This window comes from Pedobacter sp. KBS0701 (assembly GCF_005938645.2).
GTDB lineage: Bacteria > Bacteroidota > Bacteroidia > Sphingobacteriales > Sphingobacteriaceae > Pedobacter.
The window spans coordinates 3,709,232-3,727,419 of record NZ_CP042171.1 but is presented as its reverse complement, the minus strand read 5'-3'; the positions used below and the strand labels follow the sequence as shown (position 1 = coordinate 3,727,419).

The following is an 18,188-nucleotide window of genomic DNA, read 5'->3' as shown; positions in this document are numbered from 1 at the left end:
TTCTAATTAAGGTATATGGTAATAAGGTATAAGGCTTAAGGTCTTGATACTGGATACTAAATACTTTAAAAGCACAAGAGAAAAAAGAAACACCCAGAAGAAAACGGTGGGCTACTATAAAGGTAAGCTTAACGGAGACAAGAAGGGGAAGCCAAAGGAAGCAGTAGCGGTAAGATACTATATACTGCAAACTATTGCTTACCTGAAATCAAGAAGTCCCGTAGCTCAGCCTGGTTAGAGCACTACACTGATAATGTAGGGGTCTCCAGTTCAAATCTGGACGGGACTACCATTGAAGTTGGGAGTAAAGAGAAAAGAGCCTGGGAGTTATGAATACTCCAGACTAATGACTCCAAACTCAAAACTGATACTCTGGGGGATTAGCTCAGCTGGCTAGAGCGCCTGCCTTGCACGCAGGAGGTCAACGGTTCGACTCCGTTATTCTCCACCATTGAGGTTGAGGGTCAGAAGGTAGAAGGCAAAGAGGTAAACTTTAAGCCGGTACATAGACCACAACAGAATAAATACCTTATTATCGGGATAGATAATATACATTGACATAAAGATTAAGAAAAGAAGAAACGCCAGGGGGCACATATATAGATATAATAATATCGAAATATGAAACGGTTCGAGACCGCAGTTTTTTACTAACGAAGCTGAAACGAAGCTTAGGTTGGGGACAATGAAACCCTCCGCCTTTATACCTTCGGCCTTCAGCCTCAGTAAAGTTCTTTGACATATTGGAAGAAGTTAAAAAAGAAGAGCAAACAACAATAGGCGACTGTTGTGTTTGTGCTCTCCCGACTTTACGTTGGGAATGAGACATCATAACAAGAGCAAAAAAGCATACCTTGCGGCGCAAAAGGCGCAAGAGTAGAAGAAAGTAATAAAGAGTACACGGGGGATGCCTTGGCTCTCAGAGGCGATGAAGGACGTGATAAGCTGCGATAAGCTTCGGGTATTTGCAAATAGGAATTGATCCGAAGATTTCCGAATGGGGCAACCCGGCATGTTGAAGACATGTCACATATAATGAGCAAACCTGCCGAACTGAAACATCTAAGTAAGCAGAGGAAGAGAAAATAACAATGATTTCCTAAGTAGTGGCGAGCGAAAGGGAAAGAGCCCAAACCTACTTTGTTACGGCAAAGTGGGGGTTGTAGGACTGCAACATGGCATTAGCAAACAGAAGTGGAATGGGATGGGAAGCCCAGCGATACACGGTGATAGCCCGGTACACGTATAGAATGCTAGCCTAGCAGTATCCTGAGTACCGCGAGGTCGGAGACGCCTTGTGGGAATCTGCCGGCACCATCCGGTAAGGCTAAATACTCCTGAGAGACCGATAGTGAACCAGTACCGTGAGGGAAAGGTGAAAAGAACCCCGAACAGGGGAGTGAAATAGAACCTGAAACCGTGTACTTACAAGCGGTCGGAGCGTCCAGGTGGCGTGACGGCGTGCCTTTTGCATAATGAGCCTACGAGTTACTCTTCTCTGGCAAGGTTAAGTGCTTCAGGCACGGATCCGAAGCGAAAGCGAGTCTGAATAGGGCGTATAGTCAGAGGAGGTAGACGCGAAACCTTGTGATCTACCCATGGACAGGTTGAAGGTGCGGTAACACGTACTGGAGGACCGAACCGATAAACGTTGAAAAGTTTCCGGATGATCTGTGGGTAGGGGTGAAAGGCTAATCAAACTGGGAAATAGCTCGTACTCCCCGAAATGTTTTTAGGAACAGCGTCGACGTTGAGTTATATAGAGGTAGAGCTACTGATTGGGTGCGGGGGAGTCAAATCCTACCAAATCCAGACAAACTCCGAATGCTATATAATATAGTCGGCAGTGAGGCGCGGGGTGCTAAGGTCACGCGCCGAGAGGGAAAGAACCCAGACCATCAGCTAAGGTCCCCAAGTTACAGTTAAGTTGAACTAACGAGGTCCGATTGCACAGACAGCTAGGATGTTGGCTTGGAAGCAGCCATTCATTTAAAGAGTGCGTAACAGCTCACTAGTCGAGCGATCGGGCATGGATAATAAACGGGCATTAAACTGTACACCGAAGCTATGGGATTGAAATATATCGGTAGGGGAGCATTCTATCGGCAGCGAAGGTACCTGGTAATGGGTGCTGGAGCTTATAGAAAAGCAAATGTAGGCATAAGTAACGATAAGGCGGGCGAGAAACCCGCCCACCGAAAGGATAAGGTTTCCTGATCAACGCTAATCGGATCAGGGTTAGTCGGGACCTAAGGAGAACCCGAAGGGGAAATTCGATGGACAACGGGTTAATATTCCCGTACTTTTTATAACTGCGATGTGGGGACGGAGTAGTGACACTGCCGCGATCTGACGGAATAGATCGTTAAAGGCTGTAGGTATTAGAACGGTAGGCAAATCCGCCGATCTAGCTGAACGCTGATAGTACCGCAAGCCTTCGGGTGAGTGGATAGTGCAGGTAATCAGACTTCCAAGAAAAACCGCTAAGCTTCAGGTTATAAAAACCCGTACCGCAAACCGACACAGGTATCCGGGAAGAGGATTCTAAGGTGCTCGAGTGAATCATGGCTAAGGAACTCGGCAAAATGGCCCTGTAACTTCGGGAGAAGGGGCGCTGGCAGTAATGTCAGCCGCAGTGAAAAGGCCCAGGCGACTGTTTAACAAAAACACATGGCTTTGCAAAATCGAAAGATGAGGTATAAGGCCTGACACCTGCCCGGTGCTGGAAGGTTAAGAGGGGATGTCATCGTAAGAGAAGCATTGAATCGAAGCCCCAGTAAACGGCGGCCGTAACTATAACGGTCCTAAGGTAGCGAAATTCCTTGTCGGGTAAGTTCCGACCTGCACGAATGGTGTAACGATCTGGGCGCTGTCTCAGCCATGAGCTCGGTGAAATTGTGGTCCCGGTGAAGACGCCGGGTACCCGCAACGGGACGGAAAGACCCCATGCACCTTCACTACAATTTAACATTGACATTGGATACAGGATGTGTAGGATAGGTGGGAGGCTTTGAAGCGGCGTCGCTAGGCGTCGTGGAGCCAACGTTGAAATACCACCCTTTCTGTATTCGGTGTCTAATCCCTCTAAGGGGGAGACATTGTTTGATGGGTAGTTTGACTGGGGTGGTCGCCTCCAAAAAGGTAACGGAGGCTTTCAAAGGTAAGCTCAGTACGCTTGGTAACCGTACGCGGAGTGCAATAGCATAAGCTTGCTTGACTGTGAGACAGACAAGTCGATCAGGGTCGAAAGACGGATATAGTGATCCGGTGGTTCTGCATGGAAGGGCCATCGCTCAAAGGATAAAAGGTACGCTGGGGATAACAGGCTGATCTCCCCCAAGAGCTCATATCGACGGGGAGGTTTGGCACCTCGATGTCGGCTCGTCACATCCTGGGGCTGGAGAAGGTCCCAAGGGTTCGGCTGTTCGCCGATTAAAGTGGCACGCGAGCTGGGTTCAGAACGTCGCGAGACAGTTCGGTCCCTATCTGTTGTGGGCGTAGGAATTTTGAGTGGGGCTGACCTTAGTACGAGAGGACCGGGTTGGACCAGCCTCTAGTGAATCTGTTGTTCCGCCAGGGGCATTGCAGAGTAGCTACGCTGGGAATAGATAAGCGCTGAAAGCATCTAAGTGCGAAACTAGCCACGAGATGAGAATTCCATATAGGACCGTAGCAGACTACTACGTTGATAGGCTACAGATGTAAAGCTGGCGACAGCACAGTCGAGTAGTACTAATCATCCGAAGCTTTCAAAGCAAACAGACTGTTGTTTGTTCTTCAAACTAACTTCTTTCAATAATATGTCATTTAAGGCTGGAAGGCCGAAGGTAGAAAGGCGGAAGGTATATACCCTCCCACCCTAAAACCCTCCTCCCTTTAACCTTAATTAAAAACATTCAGGTGCCTATATCGGTGGTGTCCACCTCTTCCCATTCCGAACAGAGAAGTTAAGCCCACCAGAGCCGATGGTACTGCGGTAACACGTGGGAGAGTAGGTCGGTGCCAGATCTTAAAAGAAACCCTTTAGCAGAAATGTTGAAGGGTTTTCTTGTTATATACAAGGCCTTGTGTTTAAGGTCAGCAAAATTGAAATACTGAAATCGATATACATTAAGGCTGGAAGGCCGACGGTAGAAAGGCGGAAGGTATAACCCTCCCTCCCTAAAACCCTCCTTCCTTCAACCTTAATTAAAAATATTCAGGTGCCTATATCGGTGGTGTCCACCTCTTCCCATTCCGAACAGAGAAGTTAAGCCCACCAGAGCCGATGGTACTGCGGTAACACGTGGGAGAGTAGGTCGGTGCCAGATCTTAAAAGAAACCCTTCAGCAGAAATGTTGAAGGGTTTTCTTCGTTTTAAAGGCTTTTTGAAATATATTATTAGCTTCCATTTGATTAACAGTTCTTGATTATTCTCACCATTAAGGAGTGAAGAAGGGTTAAGGTATGGGCGCTATTCTTAATGTCCTTAATCCCTTAATGGTAAAGGGAGCCATAAACTTTTTCTCAACATTAAAGAGTTAAGCAAAGTTAAGGGTTTGTTCCCGCAGATCACGCTGATCTCCGCAGAGACGATTCTATTCCATCACCCATTTTACATTTTACCTGTTTTCTTCTGTCCGGGGTTAAATAGCCCTGATGGGAGCAGCATCCCTTTTGGGTAAAGATGATTGTTTATGTTAGAATGGTTTCCCAAAAGGATTGAGCGTACAGCAGGAGGGAACCTAGCCTACAAGCACAGGAAACTGCGCTTCAAAACTAGGAGGTTTTTTTTACCATTAAGGAGTTAAGAAAAGTTAATGGTTTATTCCCGCAGATCACGCTGATCTCCGCAGAGGCCATTCCATCATCCGTTTTTCATCTTACCTGTTTTTATCTTCTGGCCAGGGTTAAATAGCCCTGATGGGAGTGAGCACAGAGCCAATTCTTCATTGGCGGAGTGAAACGTACAGCAGGACCAAACCAAACATAATGGTTAATGCTGCTGCGCTCCAAAAAAAATACAGTTACTCCTTAATATAAATAGAACTCCCTAATATTAATTCCCCTCTTTCAGTTTCAACATCAATAATTTATTTCTTTTTCCAACAGTTTTAGTTTATTACTGTTATAACCCGTGTTAATAAGTATGATTTGCTTTTAAAAATGTCGGCTTGCATAGTTTCAATGCACGGTATAGGTTAAAAGATTTGGCGTGTGATTATCTAAATCTAAAAAGGAATTGATATTTTGCAGCATTAATAAATTTAGATATGGCTTCGGGTTTTTTTGCAATTTTAGATGATATAGGTGCGTTAATGGACGATGTTGCTGTAACGGCAAAGGTGGCGGCTAAGAAAACGGCCGGTATTTTGGGGGATGACCTGGCAGTAAATGCCGAAAAATCTACAGGTTTCCTTTCTTCAAGGGAATTACCCGTGCTATGGGCAATCACCAAGGGTTCTTTAGTGAATAAAATCATCATTGTTCCAATCGCGTTGCTGCTTAATGTTTTTTTTCCGGTTGCGATTAAAGTAATCTTGGTATTGGGTGGCTTGTATCTGGCTTATGAAGGGGTTGAAAAAATTGTTGAATATTTTTTCCATCGGCCTAAGCCCTCGTATGTTGAAGCTAAAGAAGTGATCGAAGAAGGCGAGACAGCAGAAAAGACAAAAATAAGATCTGCTATAACTACTGATTTTATCCTGTCGATAGAAATTGTCATTATAGCATTAGGCAGTGTTTTGGATGAAAAGCTTGTTATCCAGATCATAACTGTTTCCGTTATCGCATTATTGGCAACCATTGGCGTTTATGGTATAGTGGCGCTTATTGTCAGAATGGATGATGCTGGATACCGTTTGGTGAAAGCCTCTGGCGATAAAGGTATTTTTTCAACAATCGGAAAAATCCTGGTTAAATCGCTGCCTGTTATTATTAAAATTTTAAGTATTGTAGGAACGGTTGCACTAATATTGGTATCAGGTGGGATTTTTGCGCACAATATTGCTTTTATGCATCATATTTTCCCTTCTTTCCCTTCAATTCTCCGTGAATTTGCTTTTGGATTAATAGCTGGATTAGTTTTAGTTCTAGGTCTAAATTTGAGCAAAAAACTTGTAGCCGTTATTAAGGCCTAATAGCCAAATGAATTATTAAGCCATTCTTTTATAGCTTTTTATTATTTTTTCAGAAAAGCAATTGTTGTGCTACTATATCAGCATGTTCCCGCTTTCCGTTTGTAGTGCCGGCGTGAAGCCTGCAGCTACCACTGCAATCGGGTTTAGGTGGGCGGGGCAGGGGAGTAACTTACGAAGTTTCCAGGAAGCGTGTGCGCCGGGAACTTGGGAAGTCTTCAGATCAAACCTCGCAGGTTTTTAGAAACCTGCGAGGTTTATAAGTAGACGCAAACACCTTTTGCTTCAAAAAGTTTTAACTATAGTAAAACTTTTTCCTGCTGAAAACCATCAACTTACGTTAAAGCCTGTGCTATTCTGTAAAAAACCTTTGGCGTTGTAGAGAATTTTCCTACTTTTGCATCCCGCTTCGGAGGAAGGGTTTTAGTTGAAAAGGTGTTATAGAGATAGGAGAGCAGGATTTATTTTAAAATAAATATTGCGGAAGAGAAAAAGATTGTTACCTTTGCAGCCCGGTTCGGAAGAACGGAAAGCCAGTTAAACCTGGCATATTGAAAAGCAAACAAGGACAGAAGAAGGCTTAAAAAATAAAATTTATTTTATTTGGAAGTTCGGAAAAGATCCTTACCTTTGCACTCCCAACCGAAAGGAAGGGTAAAAAAATCGGAACGGCGGATGCCGGAAAGATAGAAAAAAGATTGAAACAAATGGAAACACGTTTAAGACGAACACGACTTGAACGAACAGAAGTTTGAAGATATATATATAAATGACCGGCCGTGAGGTTTACCAGGTCAGTAAGTTCTTAAAAGAGATGTCAATGTAGCGTAGCGAGGTAATGGAGTACCGATCAAAGTACATGATTACGTAGCTTTATTTTAAAGGTGGTGTCTAACAGACAACATAAAAAAAAGAAGACTATTTTTAACAATAGTTAAAACTGGTCAGCATCTTACAACACATTTTACAATGGAGAGTTTGATCCTGGCTCAGGATGAACGCTAGCGGCAGGCCTAATACATGCAAGTCGAACGATATTTTCCAGCTTGCTGGAAGAGAAAGTGGCGCACGGGTGCGTAACGCGTATGCAACCTACCTTTATCAGGGGGATAGCCCGGAGAAATCCGGATTAACACCGCATAAAAACACAGGATAGCATTATCCAATGTTCAAATATTTATAGGATAAAGATGGGCATGCGTGTCATTAGCTAGTTGGCGGGGTAACGGCCCACCAAGGCGACGATGACTAGGGGATCTGAGAGGATGACCCCCCACACTGGTACTGAGACACGGACCAGACTCCTACGGGAGGCAGCAGTAAGGAATATTGGTCAATGGAGGCAACTCTGAACCAGCCATGCCGCGTGCAGGAAGACTGCCCTATGGGTTGTAAACTGCTTTTATCCGGGAATAAACCTCTTTACGAGTAGAGAGCTGAATGTACCGGAAGAATAAGGATCGGCTAACTCCGTGCCAGCAGCCGCGGTAATACGGAGGATCCAAGCGTTATCCGGATTTATTGGGTTTAAAGGGTGCGTAGGCGGCCTGTTAAGTCAGGGGTGAAAGACGGTAGCTCAACTATCGCAGTGCCCTTGATACTGATGGGCTTGAATGGACTAGAGGTAGGCGGAATGAGACAAGTAGCGGTGAAATGCATAGATATGTCTCAGAACACCGATTGCGAAGGCAGCTTACTATGGTCTTATTGACGCTGAGGCACGAAAGCGTGGGGATCAAACAGGATTAGATACCCTGGTAGTCCACGCCCTAAACGATGAACACTCGCTGTTGGCGATACACAGTCAGCGGCTAAGCGAAAGCGTTAAGTGTTCCACCTGGGGAGTACGCTCGCAAGAGTGAAACTCAAAGGAATTGACGGGGGCCCGCACAAGCGGAGGAGCATGTGGTTTAATTCGATGATACGCGAGGAACCTTACCCGGGCTTGAAAGTTAGTGAATGATTTAGAGATAGATCAGTCCGCAAGGACACGAAACTAGGTGCTGCATGGCTGTCGTCAGCTCGTGCCGTGAGGTGTTGGGTTAAGTCCCGCAACGAGCGCAACCCCTATGTTTAGTTGCCAGCATGTAATGGTGGGGACTCTAAACAGACTGCCTGTGCAAACAGAGAGGAAGGAGGGGACGACGTCAAGTCATCATGGCCCTTACGTCCGGGGCTACACACGTGCTACAATGGATGGTACAGAGGGCAGCTACATAGCAATATGATGCGAATCTCACAAAGCCATTCACAGTTCGGATTGGGGTCTGCAACTCGACCCCATGAAGTTGGATTCGCTAGTAATCGCGTATCAGCAATGACGCGGTGAATACGTTCCCGGGCCTTGTACACACCGCCCGTCAAGCCATGGAAGTTGGGGGTACCTAAAGTATGTAACCGTAAGGAGCGTCCTAGGGTAAAACCGATAACTGGGGCTAAGTCGTAACAAGGTAGCCGTACCGGAAGGTGCGGCTGGAATACCTCCTTTCTGGAGTAGACTCACCTACTCGCCACGCAACATGATATTTCTAATTAAGGTATATGGTAATAAGGTATAAGGCTTAAGGTCTTGATACTGGATACTAAATACTTTAAAAGCACAAGAGAAAAAAGAAACACCCAGAAGAAAACGGTGGGCTACTATAAAGGTAAGCTTAACGGAGACAAGAAGGGGAAGCCAAAGGAAGCAGTAGCGGTAAGATACTATATACTGCAAACTATTGCTTACCTGAAATCAAGAAGTCCCGTAGCTCAGCCTGGTTAGAGCACTACACTGATAATGTAGGGGTCTCCAGTTCAAATCTGGACGGGACTACCATTGAAGTTGGGAGTAAAGAGAAAAGAGCCTGGGAGTTATGAATACTCCAGACTAATGACTCCAAACTCAAAACTGATACTCTGGGGGATTAGCTCAGCTGGCTAGAGCGCCTGCCTTGCACGCAGGAGGTCAACGGTTCGACTCCGTTATTCTCCACCATTGAGGTTGAGGGTCAGAAGGTAGAAGGCAAAGAGGTAAACTTTAAGCCGGTACATAGACCACAACAGAATAAATACCTTATTATCGGGATAGATAATATACATTGACATAAAGATTAAGAAAAGAAGAAACGCCAGGGGGCACATATATAGATATAATAATATCGAAATATGAAACGGTTCGAGACCGCAGTTTTTTACTAACGAAGCTGAAACGAAGCTTAGGTTGGGGACAATGAAACCCTCCGCCTTTATACCTTCGGCCTTCAGCCTCAGTAAAGTTCTTTGACATATTGGAAGAAGTTAAAAAAGAAGAGCAAACAACAATAGGCGACTGTTGTGTTTGTGCTCTCCCGACTTTACGTTGGGAATGAGACATCATAACAAGAGCAAAAAAGCATACCTTGCGGCGCAAAAGGCGCAAGAGTAGAAGAAAGTAATAAAGAGTACACGGGGGATGCCTTGGCTCTCAGAGGCGATGAAGGACGTGATAAGCTGCGATAAGCTTCGGGTATTTGCAAATAGGAATTGATCCGAAGATTTCCGAATGGGGCAACCCGGCATGTTGAAGACATGTCACATATAATGAGCAAACCTGCCGAACTGAAACATCTAAGTAAGCAGAGGAAGAGAAAATAACAATGATTTCCTAAGTAGTGGCGAGCGAAAGGGAAAGAGCCCAAACCTACTTTGTTACGGCAAAGTGGGGGTTGTAGGACTGCAACATGGCATTAGCAAACAGAAGTGGAATGGGATGGGAAGCCCAGCGATACACGGTGATAGCCCGGTACACGTATAGAATGCTAGCCTAGCAGTATCCTGAGTACCGCGAGGTCGGAGACGCCTTGTGGGAATCTGCCGGCACCATCCGGTAAGGCTAAATACTCCTGAGAGACCGATAGTGAACCAGTACCGTGAGGGAAAGGTGAAAAGAACCCCGAACAGGGGAGTGAAATAGAACCTGAAACCGTGTACTTACAAGCGGTCGGAGCGTCCAGGTGGCGTGACGGCGTGCCTTTTGCATAATGAGCCTACGAGTTACTCTTCTCTGGCAAGGTTAAGTGCTTCAGGCACGGATCCGAAGCGAAAGCGAGTCTGAATAGGGCGTATAGTCAGAGGAGGTAGACGCGAAACCTTGTGATCTACCCATGGACAGGTTGAAGGTGCGGTAACACGTACTGGAGGACCGAACCGATAAACGTTGAAAAGTTTCCGGATGATCTGTGGGTAGGGGTGAAAGGCTAATCAAACTGGGAAATAGCTCGTACTCCCCGAAATGTTTTTAGGAACAGCGTCGACGTTGAGTTATATAGAGGTAGAGCTACTGATTGGGTGCGGGGGAGTCAAATCCTACCAAATCCAGACAAACTCCGAATGCTATATAATATAGTCGGCAGTGAGGCGCGGGGTGCTAAGGTCACGCGCCGAGAGGGAAAGAACCCAGACCATCAGCTAAGGTCCCCAAGTTACAGTTAAGTTGAACTAACGAGGTCCGATTGCACAGACAGCTAGGATGTTGGCTTGGAAGCAGCCATTCATTTAAAGAGTGCGTAACAGCTCACTAGTCGAGCGATCGGGCATGGATAATAAACGGGCATTAAACTGTACACCGAAGCTATGGGATTGAAATATATCGGTAGGGGAGCATTCTATCGGCAGCGAAGGTACCTGGTAATGGGTGCTGGAGCTTATAGAAAAGCAAATGTAGGCATAAGTAACGATAAGGCGGGCGAGAAACCCGCCCACCGAAAGGATAAGGTTTCCTGATCAACGCTAATCGGATCAGGGTTAGTCGGGACCTAAGGAGAACCCGAAGGGGAAATTCGATGGACAACGGGTTAATATTCCCGTACTTTTTATAACTGCGATGTGGGGACGGAGTAGTGACACTGCCGCGATCTGACGGAATAGATCGTTAAAGGCTGTAGGTATTAGAACGGTAGGCAAATCCGCCGATCTAGCTGAACGCTGATAGTACCGCAAGCCTTCGGGTGAGTGGATAGTGCAGGTAATCAGACTTCCAAGAAAAACCGCTAAGCTTCAGGTTATAAAAACCCGTACCGCAAACCGACACAGGTATCCGGGAAGAGGATTCTAAGGTGCTCGAGTGAATCATGGCTAAGGAACTCGGCAAAATGGCCCTGTAACTTCGGGAGAAGGGGCGCTGGCAGTAATGTCAGCCGCAGTGAAAAGGCCCAGGCGACTGTTTAACAAAAACACATGGCTTTGCAAAATCGAAAGATGAGGTATAAGGCCTGACACCTGCCCGGTGCTGGAAGGTTAAGAGGGGATGTCATCGTAAGAGAAGCATTGAATCGAAGCCCCAGTAAACGGCGGCCGTAACTATAACGGTCCTAAGGTAGCGAAATTCCTTGTCGGGTAAGTTCCGACCTGCACGAATGGTGTAACGATCTGGGCGCTGTCTCAGCCATGAGCTCGGTGAAATTGTGGTCCCGGTGAAGACGCCGGGTACCCGCAACGGGACGGAAAGACCCCATGCACCTTCACTACAATTTAACATTGACATTGGATACAGGATGTGTAGGATAGGTGGGAGGCTTTGAAGCGGCGTCGCTAGGCGTCGTGGAGCCAACGTTGAAATACCACCCTTTCTGTATTCGGTGTCTAATCCCTCTAAGGGGGAGACATTGTTTGATGGGTAGTTTGACTGGGGTGGTCGCCTCCAAAAAGGTAACGGAGGCTTTCAAAGGTAAGCTCAGTACGCTTGGTAACCGTACGCGGAGTGCAATAGCATAAGCTTGCTTGACTGTGAGACAGACAAGTCGATCAGGGTCGAAAGACGGATATAGTGATCCGGTGGTTCTGCATGGAAGGGCCATCGCTCAAAGGATAAAAGGTACGCTGGGGATAACAGGCTGATCTCCCCCAAGAGCTCATATCGACGGGGAGGTTTGGCACCTCGATGTCGGCTCGTCACATCCTGGGGCTGGAGAAGGTCCCAAGGGTTCGGCTGTTCGCCGATTAAAGTGGCACGCGAGCTGGGTTCAGAACGTCGCGAGACAGTTCGGTCCCTATCTGTTGTGGGCGTAGGAATTTTGAGTGGGGCTGACCTTAGTACGAGAGGACCGGGTTGGACCAGCCTCTAGTGAATCTGTTGTTCCGCCAGGGGCATTGCAGAGTAGCTACGCTGGGAATAGATAAGCGCTGAAAGCATCTAAGTGCGAAACTAGCCACGAGATGAGAATTCCATATAGGACCGTAGCAGACTACTACGTTGATAGGCTACAGATGTAAAGCTGGCGACAGCACAGTCGAGTAGTACTAATCATCCGAAGCTTTCAAAGCAAACAGACTGTTGTTTGTTCTTCAAACTAACTTCTTTCAATAATATGTCATTTAAGGCTGGAAGGCCGAAGGTAGAAAGGCGGAAGGTATATACCCTCCCACCCTAAAACCCTCCTCCCTTTAACCTTAATTAAAAACATTCAGGTGCCTATATCGGTGGTGTCCACCTCTTCCCATTCCGAACAGAGAAGTTAAGCCCACCAGAGCCGATGGTACTGCGGTAACACGTGGGAGAGTAGGTCGGTGCCAGATCTTAAAAGAAACCCTTTAGCAGAAATGTTGAAGGGTTTTCTTGTTATATACAAGGCCTTGTGTTTAAGGTCAGCAAAATTGAAATACTGAAATCGATATACATTAAGGCTGGAAGGCCGACGGTAGAAAGGCGGAAGGTATAACCCTCCCTCCCTAAAACCCTCCTTCCTTCAACCTTAATTAAAAATATTCAGGTGCCTATATCGGTGGTGTCCACCTCTTCCCATTCCGAACAGAGAAGTTAAGCCCACCAGAGCCGATGGTACTGCGGTAACACGTGGGAGAGTAGGTCGGTGCCAGATCTTAAAAGAAACCCTTCAGCAGAAATGTTGAAGGGTTTTCTTCGTTTTAAAGGCTTTTTGAAATATATTATTAGCTTCCATTTAATTAACAGTTCTTGATTATTCTCACCATTAAGGAGTGAAGAAAGTTTAAGGGAGTGTTCCCGCAGATCACGCTGATCTCCGCAGAGGCCATTCCATCATCCGTTTTCCATCTTACCTGTTTTTATCTTCTGGCCAGGGTTAAACAGCCCTGATGGAAGCGGTATCCCTTTTGGGTAAAGATGATTGTTTATGTTAGAATGGTTTCCCAAAAGGATTCAGCGTACAGCAGGAGGGAACCTGGCCTACAAGCACAGGAAACTGCGCTTCAAAACTAGGAGGTTTTTTTTACCATTAAGGAGTTAAGAAAAGTTAAGAGTTGCTCCCGCAGATCACGCTGATTCCGCAGAGACGATTCTATTCCATGATCCGTTTTCCATAGCACTGATGGGAATGAGCACGGAGCCAATTCTTCATGGGCGGAGTAAAACGAACAGCAGTACCGAATCAAACCCTGAACGCACAGGAAACTGCGCTTTGAAAAAATAAAAACAATTGAAAAGGATTATCTAAATCGTCACTCACCATCTATAGAATGCCATTTAAGAGCATCTTACTGATTTTGATCACATTTAAAACTGATTTAGCGCTAAATATGTTAATATCATAAGGTTTGCCGCAATATTTGGTTATCTTTGTTGTTAACAATATATAAATACAAATAATGAGTTTTTTTGCAGATAAAAGAAGGGAAGTGATGGTGCATATAGAAAAGTATATGCTGGAGATGATGGATACCTATCTTAAACCAATTGATACTAACTGGCAACCATCTGATTTTCTTCCTGATTCTACTAGCGAAACATTTTATCAAGATATTAGAATATTAAGGGATAATGCAAAGGATCTTTCTTACGATCTTGTAGCCGTATTAATCGGCGATACGATCACTGAAGAAGCATTGCCTACTTACGAATCGTGGTTAGCCATGGTACAGGGTCCAAGCATGAAAGAAGATGGTGGATGGATGAAATGGAACAGACATTGGACCGCTGAAGAGAACCGTCATGGTGATTTGTTAAATAAATATTTATATCTGTCAGGTCGTGTAGATATGCGCCAGATGGAAATTTCTACACAATATCTGATTGCTGACGGTTTCGATATCGGTACCGGGCATGATCCATACCGTAACTTTATCTACACCTCTTTCCAGGAAATGGCAACCAATATTTCCCACAGAAGGGTAGCTTCTCTAGCAAAAAAAGACGGTGATACTTTATTATCAAGAATGTGTGGTGTAATTGCTTCTGATGAGGCGAGACATGCTAAGGCTTATAAAGATTTCATGAACCGTATTTTCGAAGTTGATCCTAATGAAGCGATGTTGGCTTTTGAAGATATGATGCGCCAGAAAATTGTAATGCCAGCGCATTTCTTACGTGAGGTAGGTTTGAAGATTGGTCAGACTTTTGGTCACTTTACCGATGCTGCACAGCGTTTAGGCGTTTATACTGCAATTGATTATGTTGAAATTATGCAACAGTTGATTGAAGACTGGAAAATTGAAGGGATGCGCGATCTAAATGAGGCTGGTGAAAAAGCCCGTGATTATATTATGGCTTTACCTTCGCGTTTATTACGTGTTGCAGAGCGAATGAAAAATCCAACGATTGATTATAAATTTAGCTGGATTGCTGGATAATAGTCATACAGAAGATATATAAAGCCCTCGGTTTTGCAGTGCCCCCAAAAAGTTAGACACTTTATGGGGGCTTTTTTTATTACATGTTTCTTCTATATTGTCCACCTACCTCGTAAAGGGCTTTACTAATTTGACCTAAAGAACAAATTTTGCAGATTTCCATTAACTGTTCAAAGATGTTATCGCCTGCAATGGCTGATTTTTGCAATTGTTTCAGTAAATCTGCTGAACGGTCTGCATTACGGCCCTGAAATTTCTGCAATGCTGAAATCTGGTACTGCTTTTCCTCTTTAGTAGCACGTATCACTTCGCCGGGAACAATAGTAGGGGAACCATTTTTATTTAAAAACGTATTTACACCTACAATCGGGTATTCGCCGGTATGTTTCAGGGTTTCGTAATACAAACTTTCTTCCTGGATTTTCCCACGTTGATACATGGTTTCCATTGCCCCTAAAACACCGCCACGATCGTTTATGCGCTTAAATTCGGCAAGAACAGCATCTTCTACCAGGTCAGTCAGTTCTTCGATGATAAAAGCGCCTTGTAGCGGATTTTCGTTTTTGGCCAGGCCTAGTTCCCTGTTAATGATCAGTTGGATTGCCATGGCTCTCCTTACAGATTCTTCTGTAGGCGTAGTAATGGCTTCATCATAAGCATTGGTGTGGAGTGAATTACAGTTATCGTAAATGGCATATAGTGCCTGTAGAGTGGTTCGGATATCATTAAAATCGATTTCCTGGGCATGTAATGAACGACCAGAAGTTTGAATATGATATTTAAGCTTCTGTGAACGATCGTTCCCTTTATATTTATTCTTGATGGCTTTGGCCCAGATTCTTCTGGCTACGCGACCGATAACGGCGTATTCAGGATCAATTCCATTGGAGAAGAAGAAAGATAAGTTAGGTGCAAAATCATCAATATGCATGCCCCTGCTTAAATAATATTCTACAAAGGTAAATCCGTTACTTAGGGTAAAAGCCAGCTGTGAGATCGGATTGGCTCCAGCTTCTGCAATGTGATAGCCAGAAATGGAAACCGAATAGAAATTCCTTACTTTTTCATCGATAAAGTATTTCTGGATATCGCCCATCATCCTTAAGGCAAATTCTGTTGAAAATATGCAGGTATTCTGTGCCTGATCTTCCTTTAAAATATCGGCCTGAACGGTTCCCCTTACTGAACTAATGGCTTTTGCCCTTATGCTCGCATAAACATCACCAGGTAAAACCTGATCGCCTGTAACGCCTAAAAGCATCAAACCTAAGCCGTCGTTTCCTTCCGGAAGCACACCATTGTATGATGGTCTTTCTATATTTTTGGCTTTATAAATCGAAACAATTTTAGCCTCAACTTCTTCTGTTAAACCATTTTCAATAATGTATTTTTCGCATTGCTGATCAATTGCGGCATTCATGAAAAAGCCCAATAACATTGGTGCCGGACCGTTAATGGTCATGGATACTGAAGTAGATGGCGCACAAAGATCAAAACCGGAGTATAATTTTTTGGCATCATCCAAAGTGGCAATACTTACACCCGAGTTTCCGATTTTCCCGTAAATATCGGGGCGAATATGAGGATCTTCTCCATAAAGGGTAACGGAATCAAATGCGGTGGATAAGCGATGTGCTGGTTGGCCTAACGACACATAGTGAAAACGTTTATTCGTTCTTTCGGGGCCACCTTCTCCGGCAAACATCCTGGTAGGATCTTCACCATCTCTTTTTAAAGGAAATACACCTGCCGCATAGGGAAATTCGCCGGGTAGGTTTTCGGTTAACAGCCACCTTAAAATATCGCCCCAATCTTCATATCTTGGTAAGGCTACCTTTGGGATATTCAGTTTGGAAAGTGATTCGTAAAATAAAGGCTGTTTAATTTCTTTATCGCGGACTTTATAAATGAAAAATTCTTCTTTGTAAGCTCTTTTGGTTTCTGGCCATTGTCGGAGTAAACGTTTGCATTCGCCATCTAATTGCTCTTCGAAGAATTCATAGGTTGCATTTAGGCTTTTTGACACCCCGTCCTGCAGACACCCCTCTGGAAGAGGGGAATTATTCTCGCTTAATAAATCGATTACACCTTTAAGCTGGTACATTTTGCGGGCGATGTTGGCCTGTTTATCTACCCATTCGTTATATGTCTGGCTTGCTTCGGCAATTTCTGCCAGGTAGCGGATGCGATCGGGAGGGATAATGTAAATTTTCTCTGATTGATCGGAAGTTAATTCCATTTTGGCTTTAAAATCTGTTCCGGTTTTTAATTTGATTTGCTCCATTAAGGCCACAAACAGGTTGTTCATGCCTGGATCGTTAAATTGCGAAGCCATGGTTCCGTAGACAGGAATTTCATCGTCTTTGGCATCGAAAATATTATGGTTACGTTTGTATTGCTTACGTACATCACGTAAGGCATCTAAAGCGCCTCTTTTGTCGAATTTATTAATGGCTACCAAATCGGCGAAATCTAACATGTCGATTTTCTCTAATTGTGTAGCCGCCCCAAATTCGGGAGTCATTACATAAAGCGAAACATCGCAATGTTCGGTAATTTCAGTATCCGATTGGCCAATGCCCGAAGTTTCTACAATAATTAAATCATAACCTGCTGCTTTACAGATATCGATACTTTCCTGTACATTTTTGGATAGGGCAAGATTGGCCTGCCGGGTAGCTAATGAGCGCATATAAACCCTGGGATTGTTGATCGCATTCATGCGGATACGGTCGCCAAGTAATGCCCCGCCTGTTTTTCTTTTCGAAGGATCTACTGATATGATAGCTAAAGTTTTATCTTTCACTTCTACCAAAAAACGTCGAACAAGTTCATCTACTAAAGACGATTTTCCGGCACCGCCAGTTCCGGTAATGCCCAAGATAGGCGCCGTATTATTTTTGGAGAGTTTTTTTAATTCATCAACAAATTTCTGCGCGCCTTCGGGATCATTTTCTGCAACGGTAATGGCCCCGGCGATGGCTTTGATATCTTTTGTTGGAATGGTTTCGAGCTCGTTAGTGATATTGGATTTGGTAACGAAATCGGTTTGGATCAGCATATCATTGATCATGCCCTGCAACCCCATTTTACGGCCATCATCCGGAGAGTAGATTTTAGAAATTCCGTAAGCCTGAAGTTCTTCAATTTCTGAAGGTAGGATTACGCCGCCACCACCTGCAAATATTTTAATATGTCCGGAACCTCTTTCTTGCAGGAGATCGTGCATGTATTTAAAGTATTCAATGTGTCCGCCCTGATAAGATGTCATTGCAATGCCCTGAACATCTTCCTGAATGGCACAGTTTACCACTTCGTCAACCGATCGATTGTGGCCAAGGTGAATCACTTCGGCACCTGAAGATTGGAGGATACGACGCATAATATTGATGGTGGCGTCGTGTCCATCGAAAAGGGATGCAGCGGTTACAAAACGGATTTTATTTTTAGGCTTATAGATTTCTACTTGTTGCATACTATAGGATTTTAACGATCGTTATGCTCTGGTTA

Annotated in this window: 3 protein-coding genes, 4 tRNA genes and 7 rRNA genes; 13 read left to right on the top strand and 1 reads right to left on the bottom strand. The window is 44.7% G+C overall.

The genetic code is table 11. The features are described 5' to 3' along the window. Window positions 1-214: 214 nt before the first annotated feature. From FFJ24_RS15035 to FFJ24_RS14975, 13 genes are all read left to right on the top strand, one after another. Window positions 215-292 (top strand) — tRNA-Ile (locus FFJ24_RS15035). A gap of 82 nt (window positions 293-374) precedes the next feature. After that, window positions 375-451: transfer RNA gene (locus tag FFJ24_RS15030), tRNA-Ala, on the top strand. Between the two features lie 429 nt (window positions 452-880). Beyond that, window positions 881-3,755, top strand: a 23S ribosomal RNA gene (locus FFJ24_RS15025). 141 nt (window positions 3,756-3,896) lie between these two features. After that, window positions 3,897-4,008, top strand: a 5S ribosomal RNA gene (rrf, locus tag FFJ24_RS15020). Window positions 4,009-4,198: 190 nt separating this feature from the next. Then, window positions 4,199-4,310 (top strand): 5S ribosomal RNA (rrf, locus tag FFJ24_RS15015). Between the two features lie 942 nt (window positions 4,311-5,252). After that, window positions 5,253-6,119 carry a DUF808 domain-containing protein gene (locus tag FFJ24_RS15010; protein WP_138817997.1) on the top strand — a complete coding sequence of 289 codons (867 nt, stop codon included), beginning with the start codon at window positions 5,253-5,255 and terminating at the stop codon, window positions 6,117-6,119. Window positions 6,120-7,082: 963 nt separating this feature from the next. Next, window positions 7,083-8,604, top strand: a 16S ribosomal RNA gene (locus tag FFJ24_RS15005). A gap of 252 nt (window positions 8,605-8,856) precedes the next feature. Next, window positions 8,857-8,934: transfer RNA gene (locus FFJ24_RS15000), tRNA-Ile, on the top strand. An 82-nt stretch (window positions 8,935-9,016) separates the two neighbouring features. Further along, window positions 9,017-9,093, top strand: a tRNA-Ala gene (locus FFJ24_RS14995). 429 nt (window positions 9,094-9,522) lie between these two features. Continuing rightward, a 23S ribosomal RNA gene (locus tag FFJ24_RS14990) occupies window positions 9,523-12,397 on the top strand. A 141-nt stretch (window positions 12,398-12,538) separates the two neighbouring features. After that, a 5S ribosomal RNA gene (rrf, locus tag FFJ24_RS14985) occupies window positions 12,539-12,650 on the top strand. Between the two features lie 190 nt (window positions 12,651-12,840). Then, window positions 12,841-12,952 (top strand): 5S ribosomal RNA (rrf, locus tag FFJ24_RS14980). The 16S, 23S and 5S rRNA genes sit together here with 2 tRNA genes alongside, the layout of an rRNA operon. A gap of 745 nt (window positions 12,953-13,697) precedes the next feature. Then, on the top strand, window positions 13,698-14,678 hold the full coding sequence (locus FFJ24_RS14975) for an acyl-ACP desaturase (protein ID WP_086547398.1): 981 nt from the start codon (window positions 13,698-13,700) through the stop codon (window positions 14,676-14,678). A 79-nt stretch (window positions 14,679-14,757) separates the two neighbouring features. Here the strand turns inward: FFJ24_RS14975 and FFJ24_RS14970 are convergent, their stop codons facing one another. Further along, window positions 14,758-18,153 carry a methylmalonyl-CoA mutase family protein gene (locus FFJ24_RS14970; RefSeq protein ID WP_138817996.1) on the bottom strand — a complete coding sequence of 1,132 codons (3,396 nt, stop codon included), beginning with the start codon at window positions 18,151-18,153 and terminating at the stop codon, window positions 14,758-14,760. Window positions 18,154-18,188: the final 35 nt, after the last annotated feature.

Excerpts from the sequence above, each read along its gene's own strand:
- FFJ24_RS14975 (WP_086547398.1), top strand. The coding sequence starts at position 13,698 with ATGAGTTTTTTTGCAGATAAAAGAAGGGAAGTGATGGTGCATATAGAA.
- FFJ24_RS14970 (WP_138817996.1), bottom strand. The coding sequence starts at position 18,153 with ATGCAACAAGTAGAAATCTATAAGCCTAAAAATAAAATCCGTTTTGTA.
- FFJ24_RS15010 (WP_138817997.1), top strand. The coding sequence starts at position 5,253 with ATGGCTTCGGGTTTTTTTGCAATTTTAGATGATATAGGTGCGTTAATG.